This is a genomic window from Gordonia sp. NPDC003585, assembly GCF_040610755.1.
GTDB lineage: Bacteria > Actinomycetota > Actinomycetes > Mycobacteriales > Mycobacteriaceae > Gordonia.
In genome coordinates, this window is record NZ_JBEXMX010000098.1 from 1 (window position 1) to 17,823 (window position 17,823).

At 65.5% G+C, this 17,823-nt stretch carries 17 protein-coding genes and 1 pseudogene; 6 read left to right on the top strand and 12 right to left on the bottom strand.

Annotated features, from left to right (window positions below; genetic code table 11):
• Nucleotides 1-681 precede the first annotated feature (681 nt).
• Nucleotides 682-1,518 carry a F510_1955 family glycosylhydrolase gene (locus ABZW74_RS21125; RefSeq protein WP_355279105.1) on the bottom strand — a complete coding sequence of 279 codons (837 nt, stop codon included), beginning with the start codon at nt 1,516-1,518 and terminating at the stop codon, nt 682-684.
• 135 nt (nt 1,519-1,653) lie between these two features.
• Nucleotides 1,654-1,971, bottom strand: a complete 318-nt coding sequence (locus ABZW74_RS21130) for a hypothetical protein (RefSeq protein WP_039994217.1) — start codon at nt 1,969-1,971, stop codon at nt 1,654-1,656.
• A 235-nt stretch (nt 1,972-2,206) separates the two neighbouring features.
• Here ABZW74_RS21130 and ABZW74_RS21135 point away from each other — a divergent pair, with 235 nt between their 5' ends.
• On the top strand, nt 2,207-3,157 hold the full coding sequence (locus ABZW74_RS21135) for a M56 family metallopeptidase (protein WP_064864483.1): 951 nt from the start codon (nt 2,207-2,209) through the stop codon (nt 3,155-3,157).
• A gap of 28 nt (nt 3,158-3,185) precedes the next feature.
• Here ABZW74_RS21135 and ABZW74_RS21140 read toward each other — a convergent pair whose 3' ends face one another.
• Nucleotides 3,186-3,839, bottom strand: coding sequence for a DUF305 domain-containing protein (locus ABZW74_RS21140; protein ID WP_024499309.1), 654 nt, complete (start codon nt 3,837-3,839; stop codon nt 3,186-3,188).
• A gap of 269 nt (nt 3,840-4,108) precedes the next feature.
• Here ABZW74_RS21140 and ABZW74_RS21145 point away from each other — a divergent pair, with 269 nt between their 5' ends.
• Entirely contained in the window at nt 4,109-5,044 is a 936-nt protein-coding gene (locus ABZW74_RS21145; protein ID WP_005179985.1) for a M23 family metallopeptidase, read from the top strand.
• A gap of 22 nt (nt 5,045-5,066) precedes the next feature.
• Here the strand turns inward: ABZW74_RS21145 and ABZW74_RS21150 are convergent, their stop codons facing one another.
• The 7 genes from ABZW74_RS21150 to ABZW74_RS21180 all read right to left on the bottom strand — a co-directional run bounded on the left by ABZW74_RS21150 (nt 5,067) and on the right by ABZW74_RS21180 (nt 13,759).
• A complete protein-coding gene (locus ABZW74_RS21150; RefSeq protein WP_005195356.1) occupies nt 5,067-5,414 on the bottom strand; it encodes a metal-sensitive transcriptional regulator in 348 nt (115 codons plus the stop codon).
• Nucleotides 5,411-7,573, bottom strand: a complete 2,163-nt coding sequence (locus ABZW74_RS21155) for a copper-translocating P-type ATPase (protein WP_007239617.1) — start codon at nt 7,571-7,573, stop codon at nt 5,411-5,413. Before ABZW74_RS21155 ends, ABZW74_RS21150 begins: the two co-directional genes overlap by 4 nt.
• Entirely contained in the window at nt 7,570-9,927 is a 2,358-nt protein-coding gene (locus ABZW74_RS21160) for a heavy metal translocating P-type ATPase (RefSeq protein WP_355279111.1), read from the bottom strand. The genes ABZW74_RS21155 and ABZW74_RS21160 overlap by 4 nt, the downstream gene beginning before the upstream one ends.
• A gap of 61 nt (nt 9,928-9,988) precedes the next feature.
• The gene (locus ABZW74_RS21165; protein WP_355279113.1) at nt 9,989-10,948 is read right to left on the bottom strand and encodes a hypothetical protein; all 960 of its coding nucleotides are present in this window, start codon (nt 10,946-10,948) and stop codon (nt 9,989-9,991) included.
• Between the two features lie 92 nt (nt 10,949-11,040).
• On the bottom strand, nt 11,041-11,247 hold the full coding sequence (locus ABZW74_RS21170; RefSeq protein ID WP_005195294.1) for a heavy metal-associated domain-containing protein: 207 nt from the start codon (nt 11,245-11,247) through the stop codon (nt 11,041-11,043).
• A gap of 103 nt (nt 11,248-11,350) precedes the next feature.
• Nucleotides 11,351-12,619: an MFS transporter gene (locus ABZW74_RS21175; RefSeq protein WP_355279116.1), complete on the bottom strand. Its 1,269-nt coding sequence runs from the start codon at nt 12,617-12,619 to the stop codon at nt 11,351-11,353.
• A gap of 3 nt (nt 12,620-12,622) precedes the next feature.
• Nucleotides 12,623-13,759 (bottom strand): PLP-dependent cysteine synthase family protein, encoded by a 1,137-nt coding sequence (locus tag ABZW74_RS21180; RefSeq protein ID WP_005180004.1) that lies wholly within the window; start codon nt 13,757-13,759, stop codon nt 12,623-12,625.
• Between the two features lie 243 nt (nt 13,760-14,002).
• Between ABZW74_RS21180 and ABZW74_RS21185 the strand changes: the two genes are divergently transcribed.
• The 3 genes from ABZW74_RS21185 to ABZW74_RS21195 are packed head-to-tail and all read left to right on the top strand — an operon-like array spanning nt 14,003 to nt 16,387.
• On the top strand, nt 14,003-14,737 hold the full coding sequence (locus ABZW74_RS21185; protein ID WP_055477338.1) for a response regulator transcription factor: 735 nt from the start codon (nt 14,003-14,005) through the stop codon (nt 14,735-14,737).
• Nucleotides 14,727-15,959, top strand: coding sequence for a HAMP domain-containing sensor histidine kinase (locus tag ABZW74_RS21190; RefSeq protein ID WP_012835879.1), 1,233 nt, complete (start codon nt 14,727-14,729; stop codon nt 15,957-15,959). The genes ABZW74_RS21185 and ABZW74_RS21190 overlap by 11 nt, the downstream gene beginning before the upstream one ends.
• Nucleotides 15,960-16,006: 47 nt before the next feature.
• Nucleotides 16,007-16,387, top strand: coding sequence for a BlaI/MecI/CopY family transcriptional regulator (locus tag ABZW74_RS21195; protein WP_005180013.1), 381 nt, complete (start codon nt 16,007-16,009; stop codon nt 16,385-16,387).
• Between the two features lie 53 nt (nt 16,388-16,440).
• On the opposite strand, the gene ABZW74_RS21200 is transcribed toward ABZW74_RS21195, so the two are convergent.
• Together ABZW74_RS21200 and ABZW74_RS21205 are read right to left on the bottom strand one after the other, a co-directional pair.
• Nucleotides 16,441-16,770 carry a hypothetical protein gene (locus ABZW74_RS21200; RefSeq protein WP_005195283.1) on the bottom strand — a complete coding sequence of 110 codons (330 nt, stop codon included), beginning with the start codon at nt 16,768-16,770 and terminating at the stop codon, nt 16,441-16,443.
• A 27-nt stretch (nt 16,771-16,797) separates the two neighbouring features.
• The gene (locus ABZW74_RS21205) at nt 16,798-17,241 is read right to left on the bottom strand and encodes a hypothetical protein (protein WP_231894176.1); all 444 of its coding nucleotides are present in this window, start codon (nt 17,239-17,241) and stop codon (nt 16,798-16,800) included.
• Nucleotides 17,242-17,469: 228 nt separating this feature from the next.
• Between ABZW74_RS21205 and ABZW74_RS21210 the strand changes: the two are divergent.
• A pseudogene (locus ABZW74_RS21210) lies at nt 17,470-17,823 on the top strand (hypothetical protein); the annotation flags it as partial.

Consider the following 17,823-nt stretch of genomic DNA (forward strand, 5'->3'; position numbering starts at 1 on the left):
GCCGCGACCCGGCAATACGCCACGGGTCGTAGCCAGCAGTTTCGCTCCAGATCCGCCAGGTCGAGTTCTCTCATCTGTTTGAACTCGTCTCCTTTAAGTGCCGATAATGGTAATTATGACAAGGAGGAAAGTGAAAAAGTCATCCGGGGCGCAGCCCTGAAACCCGCAGGGCGGATTAGTTTTTCACGCCTTGCGGGCCGCGACTGGAGGTAAGAGAATGAGTCAGGGCAACGCAAACCAACTCAGCCCGAAGGGCGTCACTGTGCGGCGTAGCCCGCTCCGATCAGGTGACGGCGGAGCCGGCAGACAGACCGCAACCCACCGCGGCCGGCGACCTCTCGTCAGGGGGCGCGGGCACGCCGGACGCACGTGGCAGACGTGGTGATTGTGCGGGAGCGACGCGGGTCCGGGAGGGCGTGGTGTCGCGGCAGCGCAGAATATCCGCCAGCAGGGTGACGAATCACATGCGACGCAACATTTTTCGCCGATAACTACGTTACGTCATCACTGCGGCTACCAGGACAGCCGAATGGCGGGGCCTTCGATGGCCGTCCCCGCCCATGGCGATCTGACAGAGGGGGTGCCCGGGCAACCTAGCGGTTGTCGCGAGGAGTGGGTGAGATCTAAAACGCTCTTCCGGATCTCAGTCGCCTCCTTCCTTCGTTGCTCCCCACGAGTCCGTTAGCTGAGCGTGTATAGCGATTGCCCATTTGCGGCGTATGCAGTTTCGGCGTCTCTGGCGACCAGCGCGGTGACACTGCTGATGGTGCTGCGTTGTTCCCAGTGTGTGCCGTCTGGGCTGCGCCAGACGGTGTTGGCGGTGTCAATGCCCCAGAGCGTGCCATCGGGTGCGGCCGCCAGGAGGGCTAGGGCTGGCGCATCGGGGACGATTGTGAAGGTCTGGGCGTCGTCGGTGCTGTGTTGCAGCCCTGCAGGGGTGGTCGCCCAGACGCCGTGGTCGGTGATCGTGAGTGCTGCTGCGGCCAGGGACGCGCCGGTGGTCCAGCTTGTCCCGTCGTCGGTCGATACGAGCAGGCGGTTGATTCCGTCGAAGCCTACGAGTAGTTGTCCGTTGGTGGCGAGCGCGTGGAAGTCGATTTGGCCGGCCACCGATCTCGGTGTCCATGTCTGCCCGCCATCTTCGCTGGCGACGAGTCCCAGCGGGTTGGGTGCCGAGCTCGTTGGACCTGGATGGCCGGAGGCGAAGAGCCGGTCAGAGCCGGGTACCCCGGTCAGTCCCATGAAGTCGTTGTCGGAGGCGCCGACCCGGCTGGTGGTTCCGTCAGCGGTGAGAGCGACTACGCCGGTGTGAGTTCCGGCCAGGATGGTGCCGTCGGCGCGGATGTGCAGGGCGTGGAGGTGGTCGAGTTCTGGGGTCAGTGTTGTGGCTGTCTCTGCTGAGATTGCCGGCGGTGGTAGAGATGTGGGTTGTTCCTGGGTGGCACAACCGGTCAGCACAGTCAGCGTGGCGATGACTACGACCGCAACAGTGCGGATGGACAGGCTCGAGGCAGGCAAGCGGCTAGGACTTTCGTGTGGATAGGGCCGTGTTCGGTGGTGGCGGCGCTGGATGGTGTGCTCGGTGTGGCGGCGAGACCGGGATAGAGGGTCGGTAGAGAGCCACCCTGGCCCTCTGGGGCGTCGTGGTCGTGGTCACGACTTCTGGATGGGGATGGAAGCCTGCGAAGGTTGTTGGCCGCAATGTCTTTGGAGGACGAGGGAGGCAAGGACGGTACCGAGGTGGTGACGCGCCCCGGCGAGGTCGCCGATCGCAGCGAGGTGGCGGACGAGACCGATGTGTGCGGCGAGGTGGCGGCGTCGGTTCGAGGTGACGCTGAGGTGATGGGCGCGGTGGAAGAACTGGTGGGCCGAGTATGGCGTGGGTGCCCGGTAGACGTCGCGCATGGCATGCAGATACTGACGACGGTGGTCGTCCGGGGGCGAGTGCGTCCCCCTCGGGTTCTCGGTCACAGCGCATCCCTCGAACTAGTACGCGCAGGCTGGGTCAACCCGCGTCATCTAACTACTATAGAGCCTAGTAATTGGCGGCGCGGTGGGTGCTGGAGTTGCGGCGTCACGGACGAGCCCCTGGGGCATACTGGCTGGTGGTGCAGGTGGCGGACCGCCGGGAAGGTGTATTGAGCGTGGGTCTCAGCGAGCACGACGGCGGGCGTCGAGGATCGAGGCGAACGATGGGTGAGCATCCATGAGTGCAGCGGTGGTGTTAGTTGTAGCCGCAGGTGTGCTGGGCTGGCTGTGGCCTCGATGGATGGTCCGGGTGCAGGGCCGTATCGATGCTCGTTGGGTGTTGGTGGCCTGGCCGGCCGCGCAGGTCGTGTTTGCGTTGTTGTGGGTGGGAGCTGTTGTGACGCTGGCGGTTCCCGGTCATTTCGGCATCCATTCGTTGTCTGAGGTGGTGTCGTGTCTGCGGGTGTTGTCACACGGCGCATCCCCGCGGGTGGAAGCGATCTCTGGTGGCGTGCTGGCGGTGGTGACCGTGGCAGCGATTGTCCGAGCGGTGACGATCGCGGTGCGATCGGCGGTGCGGATGCGTGGTGCTCGTGAGGAGTATCTTCAGTCGTTGCGGTTGGTGGGCGCCCGCAGTGAGCGTTATCCCGATGTGTGGTGGCTCGCCGACGGGCGGCCGATGGCGTTTTGTCTGCCGGGCAAGGATGCCGGCATTGCCGCCACGACCGGGTTGCAGGCGGCGTTGTCCGGTGAGGAACTCGATGCCGTCGTTGCTCATGAGCGCGCACACCGGCGGCAACGTCATCACACCGTGGTGTTGGCGGCCCGCGCTCTCGGGCGTGCGTTCCCGCTGATTCCGTTGTTCAGCCGCGCGGGCCGTGAGGTCGCCGGCTTGGTCGAGCAAGCCGCCGATGCCCGCGCGGCCCAGCTGGTGGGTGCGTGGGCGGTCTGCTCGGCGTTGGGAACGTTGGCCCGTTCGGGACCTGTAGCGGGCCCGGTGGGTGTGTTGTCGATCAGCGATTCGTCGTCGGTGGGGCCTCGGTTGAGCCGCTTGGACTCCGGTCACCGGTGCCGGTCGCGACGTCATCATGTGGGTGCTGCCGCGGCGGTGGCTGGTGTGGTGGCGGTGCCGACCACGCTGGCGGTGTCCGGTGTCGTCTCGGCGATGGTGATCGCGATGTGTGTGTAGCCGAGACCGACCCGGGCAGGTCCGACCGCTAGGGGTTGTTGAGAAGCTGCTGCATCCTCGCGATTTCGCTCTCCTGATCAGTGACGATCTGACGTGCCAGAGCGATCGCCTCGGGCGATTGGCCGTCTTGAATCTCGGTCTTGGCCATGGCGATGGCGCCGCGATGGTGTTCGATCATCTGCGTCAGGAACAGGCGCGACGCCTCGGCTCCTTGCGCGTCGCGTAGCTGCTGCATCTGTTCTGGCGACATCATGCCCATCATCGACGGCATCGGGGAGGAACCCGGCGCCATCGACGTACCCATGTCCATGTTGTGTCCCTGGCCCTCGAGTGGGGCTCCCCATTGCTTCAGCCACGACTGCATCTGCTCGATCTCGGGCTGCTGAGCGTCTTTGATCTGCTGGGCCAGACTGACGACCTGGGGGTTGATGTTGTCCTTCTCCAACAGGATGTCGCTCATCATGATCGCCTGGGTGTGGTGCGGGATCATCTGCTGGGCGAACGAGATGTCCGCGCTGTTGTGTTCGGCAGAGGCCGCCGCTGACGATTCGGTACTGACCGTGCTGGTACCCATCCCCGACATCGAGGAATGATCCTCAGTCGAGGTGTCCGAACACGCGGCCACCACTGTCAGAACAGCCGCCGCGGCAGCAACGACGACACCGGTTCGTGTGACTCTCATCGATCTCCTCCTCAAGAGTGATACTTCGCTACCGCCCGGCAGCGCTTCGATAACAATTCTACTAACACCGATAGTAGTTAGTCGCCTGCCCGGCACCCACAAAACGGGCGGTGAACTGCGCAAACAAAGCCGCTAATGCCTGATTAGTTCGCTTCGTAGTGGAGCCGCGTGTGACTGGTGGGGCACAAGTGACTTGTGGTGTGATCTCGCGGGTACACGCATGGCACTCGTGCGTGGGTCTACGACGTCCGCGGGAAAGGTCCGACCGCATGCAGATGGTGTTGACATCGCTACGGGTCAAGGCGGGGCAGCAGTGGGGCCCCAAAGCGCTGGGGGTGGCAGCGGCGGTGTGCGTGGGCGTTGCGCCTGTGATTGCCACCGCACCGGCGGCGGCCTCGACCGATGGACATGTGGCCGGGGAGCTGATCGCGATCGTGCAGGACTCGGTGAAGGCCGCTTTGGGTGGTGCCGCGGCGGCGAATTTGGGGAAGCCGATCACGCAGACGGCGTCCTGCCTGGGCGCTCAGGCCCAGTCGGGCAGCGTCGGCGATGCGGGCAGTGCAGCCGCACTGCAGTGCTTCGGCACGTTTTCGCTCATTGATCCGATAGACGGGTTCCGGATCATCGACGCGTTACCGCTGGCTCGGCTGGTAGCCACCCTGATCGCCGCAATCGTGCCGCACGATCCGAACGAGCCGCATGGCCCCCAGCCGCAGGAACCCGGAACGCCGACACCGCTGCTGCCCGGTAGTGGCGGTGCGGTGGCGCCGACTGCGGGCGAGATCACGTCCACCTTCGGTGACGGACGGGGCCATCAGGGCATTGATATCGGCAATGATCTGGGCGCGCCCATTGTCGCGGTAGCTGACGGGGAGGTCATCACCTCCGGACCTGCCGAGGGGTTCGGGTTGTGGATGCGGATCCGGCACGATGACGGCACGATCACCACCTACGGCCACAACGACGAGAATCTACTCGAGCAGGGCGCGCGAGTACGGATGGGCCAATCGATCGCCACAGTGGGCAACCGTGGGGTCTCGACCGGCCCGCATCTGCATTTCGAGGTTCTCGACCCGACGGGAGTCAACGTCGATCCGGCACAGTGGCTGGCCGATCGCGGGGTGGTTCTGGCGATGGCCGCTGATGCAGACGCCCGCGCGCCGGGGCCGGTGGTGCCGCAGTGGGTCGGCGAACCACGCCTGTGACGAACCCGGCGTGGTGGGTGGCTCAGGAACGAACGAGGCGAGCGATGGCCGCCGAGGCTTCAGCGATCTTCTCCTGCGCCTCGTCCCCGCCGGCGTGGGCGGCATCGAGCACACAGTGGGTGAGATGGTCGTCGAGCAAACCCAGCGCGACCCCCTCCAGCGCCTTGGTCAGCGCCGAAATCTGGGTCAGGATGTCGATGCAGTACTGCTCCTCATCGACCATCCGATAGATACCTCGGGATTGCCCCTCGATGCGCTTGAGACGGGCCAGGTATTTGCCCTTATCGCTGATGTAACCGTGGGAAGAGTGTTCCGAGGCAGAGGATTCTTCCGGGGTGGAGGATTGTCCCGGTGCGGACGCAGCGGTCATGGACTCACCTTCTCAATGGATCTCGGCCGGTTGTGCTGCAGTCCACGCACTGTACTCGCGCCTGGCTGCAGGTCGAGTCGGCGTAACAGTTGCGCGTTGAGTGCGACCACGACCGTCGAGGCTGACATCAGAATCGCTCCGACCGACATCGGCAGGACGAACCCGATGGGCGCGAGAATTCCGGCGGCCAGCGGTACAGAGATCAGGTTGTATCCCGCTGCCCACCACAGGTTCTGCTTCATTTTTCGGTAGCTGGCGTCCGACAGCTCGATGACCGACAGCACCGAGCGGGGGTCGTCGCTGGCGAGGATGACCCCGGCCGAGGCGATCGCGACGTCGGTGCCGGCCCCGATCGCGATGCCCACATCGGCCTGGGCCAGGGCGGGGGCGTCGTTGACGCCGTCGCCCACCATCGCCACCTTGCGGCCTTCGTGCTGCAGTTCGGCCACCTTGCTGGCTTTGTCTTCCGGCCGTACACCGGCGAACACCCGATCGATACCGAGGTCGTGAGCGACGGTGTGCGCCACTGCTTCGGCGTCGCCGGTAATCATCACAACCTCGACCCCGCGGGCGTGCAGCACCTCGACGGCTTGGCGGGATTCCCCGCGCACCTCATCAGCAAGTTTGAGAGCTCCAATCAGCTCAGTGTCGCGGGTGACATGCAGGATGATTGCGCCGTCGGCGCGCCAGCGATCAGCGATGGCCAGTTCCTGATGGCCCTGTTCCTCGAGCATGCGGGGCCCGCCCACCCGCACTGTGGCGCCCTCGACGCGAGCGGTCACACCGACCGCCGGTGACGAGGTGAAGTCGGTGGCCGCCGGCACCGGCCGCGCGCGGTCTCCGGCAGCTGCGACAATCGCTCGCGCCAACGGGTGCTCACTGTCGGCTTCGGCGCTGGCGGCCAGGGCGAGCACGGTGTCCTCATCGACGCCGTCGGCGGCCGCGATCTCGATGACCGTGGGCTCACCCTTGGTCAGGGTTCCGGTCTTGTCGAACAGCACCGCATCCACAGTGCGCATGGCCTCAAGTGCCAACCGGTCTTTAACCAGCACGCCGCCGCGGGCGGCGCGTTCGGTGGCAATGGCCACCACCAGGGGGATAGCCAAGCCGAGTGCGTGCGGGCAGGCGATGACCAGCACGGTGATGGTTCGAATCACCGCCTGGTCGGGTTGGCCGATGACCGTCCACACGATGGCGGTGATGATCGCTGAGCCGAGCGCGAACCAGAACAGCAGCGCTGCAGCGGAATCGGCCAGCCGCTGGGCGCGGGAGGTGGAGTTCTGCGCGTCTGCCACCAGGCGCTGAATCCCGGCCAGCGCCGTGTCATCGCCGGTGGCGGTGATCTGGACCCGCAGCCCCGAGTCGGTGGCCACCGTGCCGGCCACCACCTGATCGCCGATGCCGCGGCGCACCGTGCGCGATTCTCCGGTGACCATGGATTCATCGAGCTCGGCCGAGCCGTCTACGACGCGACCGTCGGCCGGCACGCTGGCCCCCGGGCGCACGATCACCACATCTCCGACCTGCAGCTCACTGGGAGCAACCGTGGTGATCTGGTCGCCATCGACGCGTTCGGCCTCATCGGGCAACAGCGCGGCCAGCGAGTCCAGGGCCGAGGTCGTCTGGGCCAGCGACCGCATCTCGATCCAATGCCCCAACAGCATGATCACGATGAGCAGCGCCAGTTCCCACCAGAAGTCCAGTTCGTGATGCAACACACCGATGCTCGCACCCCAGGACGCCACGAAGGCCACCGTGATCGCCAAGGCGATCAACAGCATCATTCCCGGTGCACGCGACCGCAGTTCTGAATAGGCGCCTACCAGGAACGGCCGCCCACCCCAGCAGTACATCACCGTACCCAGCACCGGTGAGACCCACTTCAACACTTCACCATCGGGTAGGTCATAGCCGATGAGCATCGCGAACATGGGCGAAAAGGCCACGACCGGCACAGCCAGGGCCAGCATGATCCAGAACAGCCGCCGGAACTGCCCGACGTGATCACCATGCCCCCCATGCCCAGCGTGATCATGGTCTGCGCGGGCGCGCTCAGCATGGTGATCGTGGTGGTTGTGTGACGCTGCGGCGAGTTGGCCGTGGTGGCGTTCATCGGCGGCGTCGTGACCGACGTGCTCAGGGGAAGAGTGCTCGTTCATGCCGCTACCTTATACCCCTGGGGGGTATACGTCGAGGGGTTGGTGGGTGGAACTGTGGACGATGAGTGGGGCGGGCTGGTGAAGGCGCGCAACCGCAGGCTGTTGCTGACGACGAACACGCTGGACAACGCCATGGCGGCCCCAGCCAGCATGGGGTTGAGCAGTCCCAGCGCGGCCAGCGGTATCGCGGCGACGTTGTAGGCGAATGCCCAGAACAGGTTCATTTTGATCGTTTTCAGAGTGGTGCGTGCCAAGGCGATCGCGTCGGCGGCAGCGTTGAGGTCGCCGCGGACCAGGGTGATGTCAGCGGCATGCATGGCGGCGTCGGTGCCGGTGCCCATCGCCAGCCCGAGATCGGCGTGGGCCAGGGCAGCGGCGTCGTTGACGCCGTCGCCGATCATGGCCACAACCTTGCCGTCGGATTGCAGGTCGGTGATGACGGCGGCTTTGTCGGCCGGCAAGACGTTAGCGATGACGGTATCGATACCGACCTCAGCGGCCACGGCATCGGCGACGGTCTGGTTGTCGCCGGTCAACAGGATGGGCGTCATACCCAGTGCGGCGAGCCGGGCGATGGCGTGTGCGCTGGTGGGTTTGATCGCATCGGCGACCGCCAGGACCGCATGGGCGCGGCCGTCCCAGGCGACGAGTACGGCGGTCTGTCCGGCTTCTTCGGCGGCGGTCTGCGCCTCGTTGAGGTGAGGGTCATCCACGGCGATGCCGTGTTCGGCCAGCAGCGTCGGACGCCCGACGGTGACCACACGTCCCTGGACCAGACCGCGCACGCCTCGACCTTCGAAGTTGCGGAAGTCGTCGACCTCGTCGAGCGGCCCGACTTCGGCGGCTGCACCAGCAGCGATGGCGGCCGCGACGGGGTGCTCGGAGGCATTCTCCACCGCCCCCGCGAGGGCGAGCACGTCTTCGCGAGTGGTGGAGGGAGCAGTGGTGACCTGGACGAGTGTCATCTGTCCCGTGGTGACCGTGCCGGTTTTGTCGAGGACAACGGTGTCGACGGTTCGGGTGGATTCCAGGACTTCGGGGCCTTTGATCACGATGCCGAGTTGGGCTCCGCGGCCGGTACCGACCAGAAGTGCGGTCGGGGTGGCCAGTCCCAGAGCGCAGGGGCAGGCGATGATCAGCACAGCGACCGCGGCGGTGAACGCCGCTTGCAGGGGATAGCCGGCGCCGATCCACGCGCCGAGGACAGCGATGGCGACGGCGATGACCACCGGCACGAAGACACTTGAGATCCGGTCGGCCAGTCGCTGGGCGTGGGCTTTGCCGGTCTGGGCGCGTTCGACCATCGCGGCCATTTGCGCGAGTTGGGTGTCCGCTCCCACGCGGGTCGCCCGCACCCGCAGGTGCCCGCCGGCGTTGACCGTTCCGCCGGTCACGGTGTCGGCGGGGGCGACCTGGACTGGCATCGACTCGCCGGTGACCATGCTGGCATCGACTGCCGAGGTGCCGGACACCACCACACCGTCGCTGGCGATCTTCTCGCCGGGGCGCACATTGAACTCGTCGTCAATGGCGAGCTCGCCGATCGGGATCCGATACTGGTGGCCGTCCCTGATCACTGTGACGTCTTTGGCGCCCAGCTCCAACAAGGCCCGCAACGCCGCACCGGCGCGCCGTTTGGACCGCTTCTCGAAGTATCGGCCGGCCAGGACGAACATCGTGACCCCCGCGGCTACCTCAAGGTAGATGTTGCCTGCACCGTCAGAAGCGCTGACCGTCAGGGTGAATCCGTGGGTCATGCCTGGTTGTCCGGCGGTGCCGAAGAACAACGCATACAACGACCACAACAGCGCCGCGGTGGTGCCGACCGAGATGAGGGTGTCCATGGTGGCCGCACCGTGGCGCAGGTTGAGCAACGCGGCGCGATGAAACGGCCATGCCGCCCACACGATCACTGGCGCGGCCAACGTCAACGACGCCCACTGCCAGTAGGTGAACTGCAACGCCGGGACCATTGCCAGCGCGATCACCGGTACCGAGAGAACCACCGCACCGATCAGTCGGTGACGCAAGGCCACGAGCTCCCCGTCGTCGTCCGAAGGGTCATCGTCGGGGGCGGCACCTTTGGTGGGAGTGGCGGGCAGCGCAGCGTGGTATCCGGCCTGTTCGATGGTCTCGATCAGCAGGTGTGGGTCGACACCGGCGGGTGCGCTGACGTGAGCTTTTTCGGTGGCGTAGTTCACCGAGGCGCTCACTCCGTCGAGTTTGTTCAGTGTGCGTTCGATGCGTGCCGCGCACGATGCACACGTCATGCCCGACACGGCGAGTTCGATATCGACGGCGCCTGTCTGCTCGGCGGTGGCCGCAGGTGGGTGGATCGGAGCTGAGGTGGTCATGGGGGGTTCCTCGTTGGGTGAATGCCTCGGCGCAGTGCCCCGGGTGGCGCTGGTCAGCGAGTTAGTGTCCGGCGTGCGGATCGGCCGATGGGGCCGTGGAGTCAGGTGTCGGGGCCGGGGCGCCGGTGGGGGCGTCGAGAACGAAGGTGGCGGTATGCACAGCGCCCTGGACCTGGAAGTCGAGGTAGAGCAGATAGCGGCCCGGGGTGGGGGCGGTGGTGGCGAAGCGGACCTGTGGTCCCGCGAGTTGACCGGCAGTCGGTGCCGCGCCCTCAGGGTGAACATGCAGGTAGGCCAGGTCACCCTGACGCAGGGCCACCAAGTGACCGAAAGCGCCCAGATACGGCTGCAGGGTGGTGACCGGTTGTCCTGCTCGGCGCACGGTGACGGTCAGTTCGGACTCGACGCCCGCGCGCAGATGACCGGCCAGCCCGATGTCGAACCCGTCGACGGATGACTGTCGTGATTCGGCGGTGGGTGGGGCCGGCTGGTAGTCACCTCTGACTTCGACGGTGCTGGTGAGGGTGAGGGGTTGGCCGGTGGCGGCGGGCACGAAGTCGGCGTAGATCCGGTAGCTGCCTCCCGTCGCCCACTGCCAGGGCAGCGTCCAGCGCCCTTCGGGCGAGAGAGTGGGGTGCACGTGTCGGAAGTGGGTGCCATCCGCGCGGACGACGATCAGGTGCAGCTGCTTGTCGTGCTCGGTGGCGAAGTCGGTGACCGCGGCCCCGGCGGCGTCGAGGATCTCAAAGCTCAGCGGTGCCTGCACCCCGGACGCATGGGGTGCCACCACATTCCCCAGGATGAAGCCGGCTGCTGCCATCGAAACTCCGCGAACCTGATCGGCCCCCGGAGACGAGGCGGATGTTCGCGACTGTGGTGCAGCATTGTGATCGGCATGGGCGGACTCAGCCGGGGAGGTCGACGCCCTGTCGGGAGCGACACCAGCGGCGATGGCGTACGCCGCAGCGAAAACTATCAGCAGGGCCGCGGCGAAGACGCCGAGCTTGGTTGGAACATTCATCGCTGGATTCCTGTCATCGGTGGTGGCGACACCCACGCCGCCCGGGAGAGGCTGAAGTCGCCAGTGGGGCAGACACTTCAGCCCTTCGTCGGCTACTGCGCCAGGTGGTAGCCGGCCTCTTCGATCGCGCCGCGGATCGCGTCGGCCTCGATCGGGGCCGAGCTAGAGATGGTGACTCGCCCGCTGGCCACGTCGACGTCGACGTCAGTTACGCCGGCCAGTGCGCCGACTTCTTCACGCACCGACGCCGCGCAGTGCCCACACGTCATTCCGGAGACGATCACTGTCGATGTGCTCATGAGATGTGCCCTTTCGGTACAGCAGTGGTGCCAACGACCCTCAGGGGGTCTGTCGCTGTGGCGTCTCGCCACACCACCGTTATACCTTACCCCCCTAGGGTAATCAATGGGTTGTGGTCGACTGAGCTTCGGTGGGGGCGGCGACACTGAGCCATCCGCGGCGGTGCAACAGCAACAGGGCAGACGCCGCCGCCATGCCTATGAGGACTAGAGCGATCCACACCAGTTCGGGCATGTCGCGGGTGGTGGCCGCGCTGAACAGCCACCCGGTCGCGGCGTTGCCGAGCAGAATCCCGATCCCGACGATGGTGTTGTAGAGCCCGTAGTGGGTGGCGACAAGCGTGCCGCGGGCCAGTCCCACCACCGTGTCCATTTCGAATGGGAACACTGCTGCGGTGGCGGCGGCGAGCAGAGCTGCGGTGAGTAGCAGGGCGGCGATGTTGAGGGCGATGTTGCGCTGATGCGTTGCGGTGCTGGCGACTAGGGGCAGGAAAGCTGCAGCCATCAGCGTCATTCCCACGCTCAGGCTGCCGGTGCTGCCCCAGCGGTTGCCGAACCATGTGGTGATGCGTAGCTGGCCGGCGATGGCCACCAGACCGGTCACCACGAACATTGCGGTGACAACACTGGTGGCGAGGGTGGGGTTGTCTGCTATGCGGTCGGCATGTAGGGGCAGGGCGAGGTAGACCTGGAAGGACAGCACGTAAGAGCTGGCCATCGCCGCAGCGAACAGCAGGAATCGCCGGTTACGGACGACGCTGCGCCAGTCCTGGATGATTGAGGTGCTGCTCGGCGCCGGTGTTGTTGCGGGTAGCGCTTTGATCTGCACGAGGGTCAGGACCGCGAAAACTGCTGCCGCACAGAGAGAGGTGAGCCGGAAGTCCAGGGCGGTCAGGGCTAGTCCGACCAGCGGCCCGAGCAGGATCCCGGCCTGGTAGAAGACGTTGAACACGGCGAATGCTTCGATGCGGCGCTCACCGGCGTCGGCGGCCAGGTAGGCCCGTACGGCGGGGTTGAACAGCGCCCCGGCGAATCCCGTTGCCGCCGAGGCGATCAGGATCGCCGGCAGCGAACTGACCAGGGCCAGTAGGACGAATCCGATGACCCTCATCAGGCATCCGGCGATGATGAGCGGTTTGTAACCCCAGCGGTCAGCGAGTGTTCCCCCGATCAGGAACATGCCCTGTTGGGAGAAGTTGCGTACCCCCAGGACCAGGCCCACTGCCCATGCGGCCAGGGCCAGCGGGCCGGCGAGGTAGGCGGCGAGGTAGGGCATGAGCATGTAGAAGCCGAGATTGATGGTGAACTGATTGACCATCAGCACTTGGCTGGGGCGATCGAAGCTGCGGAAACTGCGGTAGAGGCGTCGCATAGATCAGCTCGTGGGCTCGGCGTGCGGCACGCAAGTGGGGTCGATGATGGTAGGGCACCGCGTCCAGCTGCTCGCGACCTGAGTGAGCGGATCGCTGATGGTGCGGGGTTCAGTGGGCGGCGCCGGGGCGCCGATCAGGTCGTGAGCGCGGCAGTACTCATCGTTGTAAATGGTTCCGTAGTAGCGAGCGGGGCCATCGGGGAACACCGCCGCGATGCGCGTATCGGCCGAACGAGTACGCGCCAGCCAGCCCGAGACCAGGGCCACCGCGCCCACGCTCCAGCCGCCGGTGGCGTAATGCGTGGCGGCCAGGGTGCGACATGCCCAGACTGCCTCGGCCGGCGCCACCCAGTGCACCTCACTGAACTGGTCATAGGCAACGTTACGGGGGTAGATACTCGAGCCGAGTCCCCGCATAATCCGTGACTGTGCCGGCTGGCCGAAAATCGTCGAGCCAATGGTGTCTACGCCCACAACCTCCAGCTCAGGGTTGAACTGCCGCAGAGTATGAGCCACACCGGCTGAGTGCCCACCGGTGCCCACCGAGCACACCAGCACATCGATATGTCGCAGCTGCGCGATCAACTCCACACCCAACGAGCTGTAACCGGTCACGTTGTCGGGGTTGGAATACTGGTCGGGACACCACGCAGCCTCGTCGCGCTCGAGCAGGGTGCGCACGCGGTCGCGGCGGGCTTGTTGCCAACCCCCGACCGGATGGGGATCGCTGACGACATCGACCTGGGCGCCGTATGCGGCGAGCATCTGCCGCAAGATCGGTTCCAGTCCTGGATCGGTCACCAAGGTCACCGGATGCCCGAACACGATGCCCGCTAAAGCCAGGCCTAATCCCAGTGTCCCACTAGTTGATTCGATGATCCGCGCCCCCGGGGCCAGCTCTTCACGGGCGCGGGCGCGTTCCACCATGTGCAGCGCAGGCCGGTCTTTCATACCACCGGGGTTGAAGCCTTCCAGCTTGGCCCAGAAGCCGCGCCCGTGCTCGGCGAAGGGTTCCTCGATGCGCAACACCGGGGTGCCGCCCACCAGCTGACGACTCAGCCCAGCACGGGGCGACGCGGCTTCGGCGGGGAAGGTACTGGCGAATGGATCACTGGTGGTGAGGCTGTAGGAGACAGTCACACGGGCATCCTCTGCGTTGTTGAACAGGACGCCGCCGGGCAGAAATCAGATCATCAGTGTGAGAGGGAACTGTGTCGTAACGTTCCACCCGGCGACACCGCCACCTTGCCCACCGAACCTCAAGGCTGATCGGCAGCGTGGATCAAGATCTGCTCAAGAATGCCCACGAGGTTGGATGATCGTGTAGACCACCGCCACCATAGGAGCGTGCCCCAAGATCGCAACGTCGTCGACGACCTCCATATGCCGGTGGTCCGACCACCGCACGGTCTGCACGCCCTGGTGATCGAAGATGAGCCCGACATTGCCGAAGTCGTTGCTGACTACCTGCAGCGCAGCGGATTCACGGTCACCGTTGCGCCCGACGGCCAGGAGGGAGTCGCCGCCGCACGCACGGCGAGTCCGGCAGTAGTCATCCTCGACCTGGGCTTGCCGTCACTCGATGGCGTCGAGGTCTGTCGACAGTTGCGCACCTTCACCAACGCCTACATCGTGATGGTCACGGCCCGCGCGGACGAAGTCGACACAGTCGTTGGCCTGTCGGTGGGGGCCGATGACTACCTCACGAAACCATTTCGCCCTCGTGAGCTGATGGCGCGCATCGACGCCATGCTGCGCCGACCACGGCCGACCCCAACCGGCGAGTCGCACCCGCGGACGATAGGGGAGCTCACCCTCGACCCCCAGGGTCGTGAAGTCCAGGTGCAGAGCACACCCGTGGAGCTGACTCGGACTGAGTTCGACGTTCTCGAAGCGCTCACGCGGCGGCCCGGTGTTGTGTTCAGTCGAGAGCAACTGCTCACCGAAATCTGGGGACCCGACTGGGTCGGCGATGCCCACGTCGTCGAAGTCCATGTCGCCAGTCTGCGCCGCAAACTCGGTGACAGCGCCGTAGCCGGCCGATTCATCCGCACCGTTCGCGGAGTGGGCTACCGGATGGGTGACGGCCAACCTCGAGGAGCCAGCGATGAACGATGAACGTCGACGGTTACGTATCCCCGGCAGCTTCGGCTCCCGGCTCATGCTCGCTCAAGCTATCGTCATCGCCGGCGGCGGCATCAGCGTCGCGATCGTGGCACTATTCGTGGCTCCACACACCTTCCACGACCACCTCGGCCAAGCTCGCCTCGAGCCAGGGTCAGTTCAGGCCGACCATGTCGAAGCCGCGTTCACTTCCTCGATCGTCGTCTCAATGTCTGCCGCATTGATCACCTCGACGATCCTGGCCACGGCCGTCAGCTGGTTCCTGGCTCGCCGCGTACAACAGTCAGTCGCCAGTGTCGCCCGCTCAGCCGTGGCTATTGGCGCCGGCAACTACCGCACGCGCGTACCCGATCGCCAGCTCGGCACCGAGTTCACCCAGCTCAGCCGAGCTATCAACCAACTTGCACAACGGCTGGATTCACAAGACGACATCCGTAAGCGGATGCTGTCAGACCTTGCCCACGAACTGCGCACCCCACTGACCACCATCGGCGCGATCACCGACGCCATCGAAGACGGAATCCGGGCTCCCGACTCACAGACCTTTGACGTCGTGCGCACCGCCACCACCCGCCTGCAGCGTCTCGCCGAGGACATCGCGACCGTATCCAGCGCCGACGAGCATCAGATGCCCCTCCACCCGGCGACGATCACTGTCAACGAACTGCTCATCGCGACCTACGAAGAAGCCGCCGACCTGTTCACCGACGCCAAAGTCACGCTAGGCATCGTCACCACCGCCGCGCGCGTACACATCCATGTCGACGCCGAACGAATGAGCCAAGTACTGCTCAATCTGCTCACCAACGCGCTGCGACACAGCTCCCCGGGCCAGCGAGTCGTAGTGAAAGCCGACACCGCCCCGGCACACGCGGTGCGCATCAGCGTCGTCGACTGCGGTGACGGCATTCCCCCTCAACACCTTCCACACATCTTCGACCGCTTCTACCGCACCGACTCCTCACGCACCAGAGACGCCGGCGGCAGCGGAATCGGCCTCACCATCGCCCGCTCTATCGTCGAAGACCATGGGGGCACCTTGCTCGCCGAAAGCCTGGGAGCCGGACACGGAGCCACCTTCACCATCACGTTGCCGACCACCACCCGACGTCACATCCACCGCAGCACCCCTGGAACCGAATTCTCCGTGGCCTTCAAACACCGCCCGCGTCGCGGCGCTGCCGATGCGCTCCAACGGGACCAAGCTACTAACTGAGGTAGTCCGTCGTAAGATTGACCCGCATCTAGAGATGGTGGGTGAAAATGACTGGGCTGGGTTCACTGGAACGCGCAGTGATGGACGTGCTGTGGTCAGCCGGTGCGGCGATGTCGGTGCACGACCTAGTCGAGGAACTCCACGACCGCGAACCGGCCTACACCACAGTGCTCACCGTCGTCACCAACCTGCACAAAAAAGGGTTCGTCGGTCGAGAAAAAGTCAGCCGCGCCTACCGGTACTTCCCCATGCAGACCCGTGAAGAGGCCACCTCACGCACCTTGCGTCAAGTCCTCGACGCCAGCGGGGACTCCGCGGCAGTACTGATGCACTTCGCCCAGACCGTGACACCCGCCGAGCGTGAAGTGCTCAGCGAATACCTCACCCTTAAACCTCGCCACACCCGCGGCGGCGGCACCAAAGCCTAAGCCATAGAAACCCTCCGACAAGGGAAACTCCGGCGAGGCCCAGGCCCGACTACTCAACCGGTCGCGCGCCCCTTGACTGCTGGGAGTAGACGCGCCACCAGCGCACCGGCCACACCCGCAGCGAAGGCCGCAGCACTCAGAGCCGACACCCAGTCGTGCACATCCACAGCGGTCAGCACCCGCAGCTCAACCGGATCACCGCGCCCGACTCCTGAGCGGGGGTCGGATGGCACGAGATCCGACGTTCGGAGCAGCATCACCAGCCAGAACGCGGCCACCGCCTCAAACATCACCACAGCAAGACCCACCGCACGGGAGATCGTACGGGCAGGACCGCGCGGGCCGAACCGACCCGCACGCCGCACCGCGACACCGTCAGTCATGCCTCACCACCTCCCCGCACACCCGCATCACACCCCACTTCTACTAACCACCTTCGTATTTTGTGGCCATCGGGCGTGGGCGCCGGGAACGAGGGTCTCGAAGCAATCACCACAGGAGGCCGGCCGGGCCAGGCGGAAGACTATCGCGGCCACCAGACCGAAAATCGCGATCACACTGCCAGTACGGACCCACCTCGGGGGTCGATTGAGCTCGGCCCTCAACGCCAGTTCGGCAATCGGATCAGCAGGCACCACACCACCCTCGATCGGCCCGCCCGTGGCGGCGAACACGATGAACACCCACATCGCCGAGGCCATCCACACGAGCGAGTCCACCATCACCGCCAACGACGCGCCGTGCAGACGAGCAGAAAACAGCATGAACGCCCCAACACAGAGCAGCGCCAACACGATCGCCGCCGCGAAAAAGCCCTGGGGAGCAACCACCATCACGCCGCCGGCCGCACTCACAGCAAGCGCACTCGAAACGAGCGCCCGCCAAGCCTCCCCACCTCGACCCGGCCGACGGGCAGCGGCGACACCACACGCTACGACCGCACCGAACAGCCCCAAGAGTGCCCCTTGGGCCACAACGCTTGCGATCACCGCACCTCCAACAGCCATCTTGAAACTATTCCAAATAGTAGTTCAGATGAGCCGGAGGACGCTGAGCGGAGGGGGAGCAGCTCTACCCCATGGATGGACCGAGGCCTCCCGAGGCGAGGAACCCTGGGCCGCTCGCTCGGGGTCGCAGTCCTCGGCAGCGTCGGAACAGCGGCCTATCGCAGCAGCATCGAGTCCTCCCTTCCCGACAATCTGCCCGCCGACGCAGCAGCCGCGGCCTCCGACAGCATCGACGGCGCGCCCACCTACGCCGACGAACTGCCCGGAGCGCTCGGGCAACAACTGTGGCGCATCGTTTCGTCACTGGTGACGAATCATGCAGCGCGGCAACATGAACTGGTAACGAGACGTGTTGAAGTGGGACGAGTCGCCATCCGGTATGCAGAGGCACATCGTTGGTTACCCGAAGCCTCGTTACGGCGCGGCCCT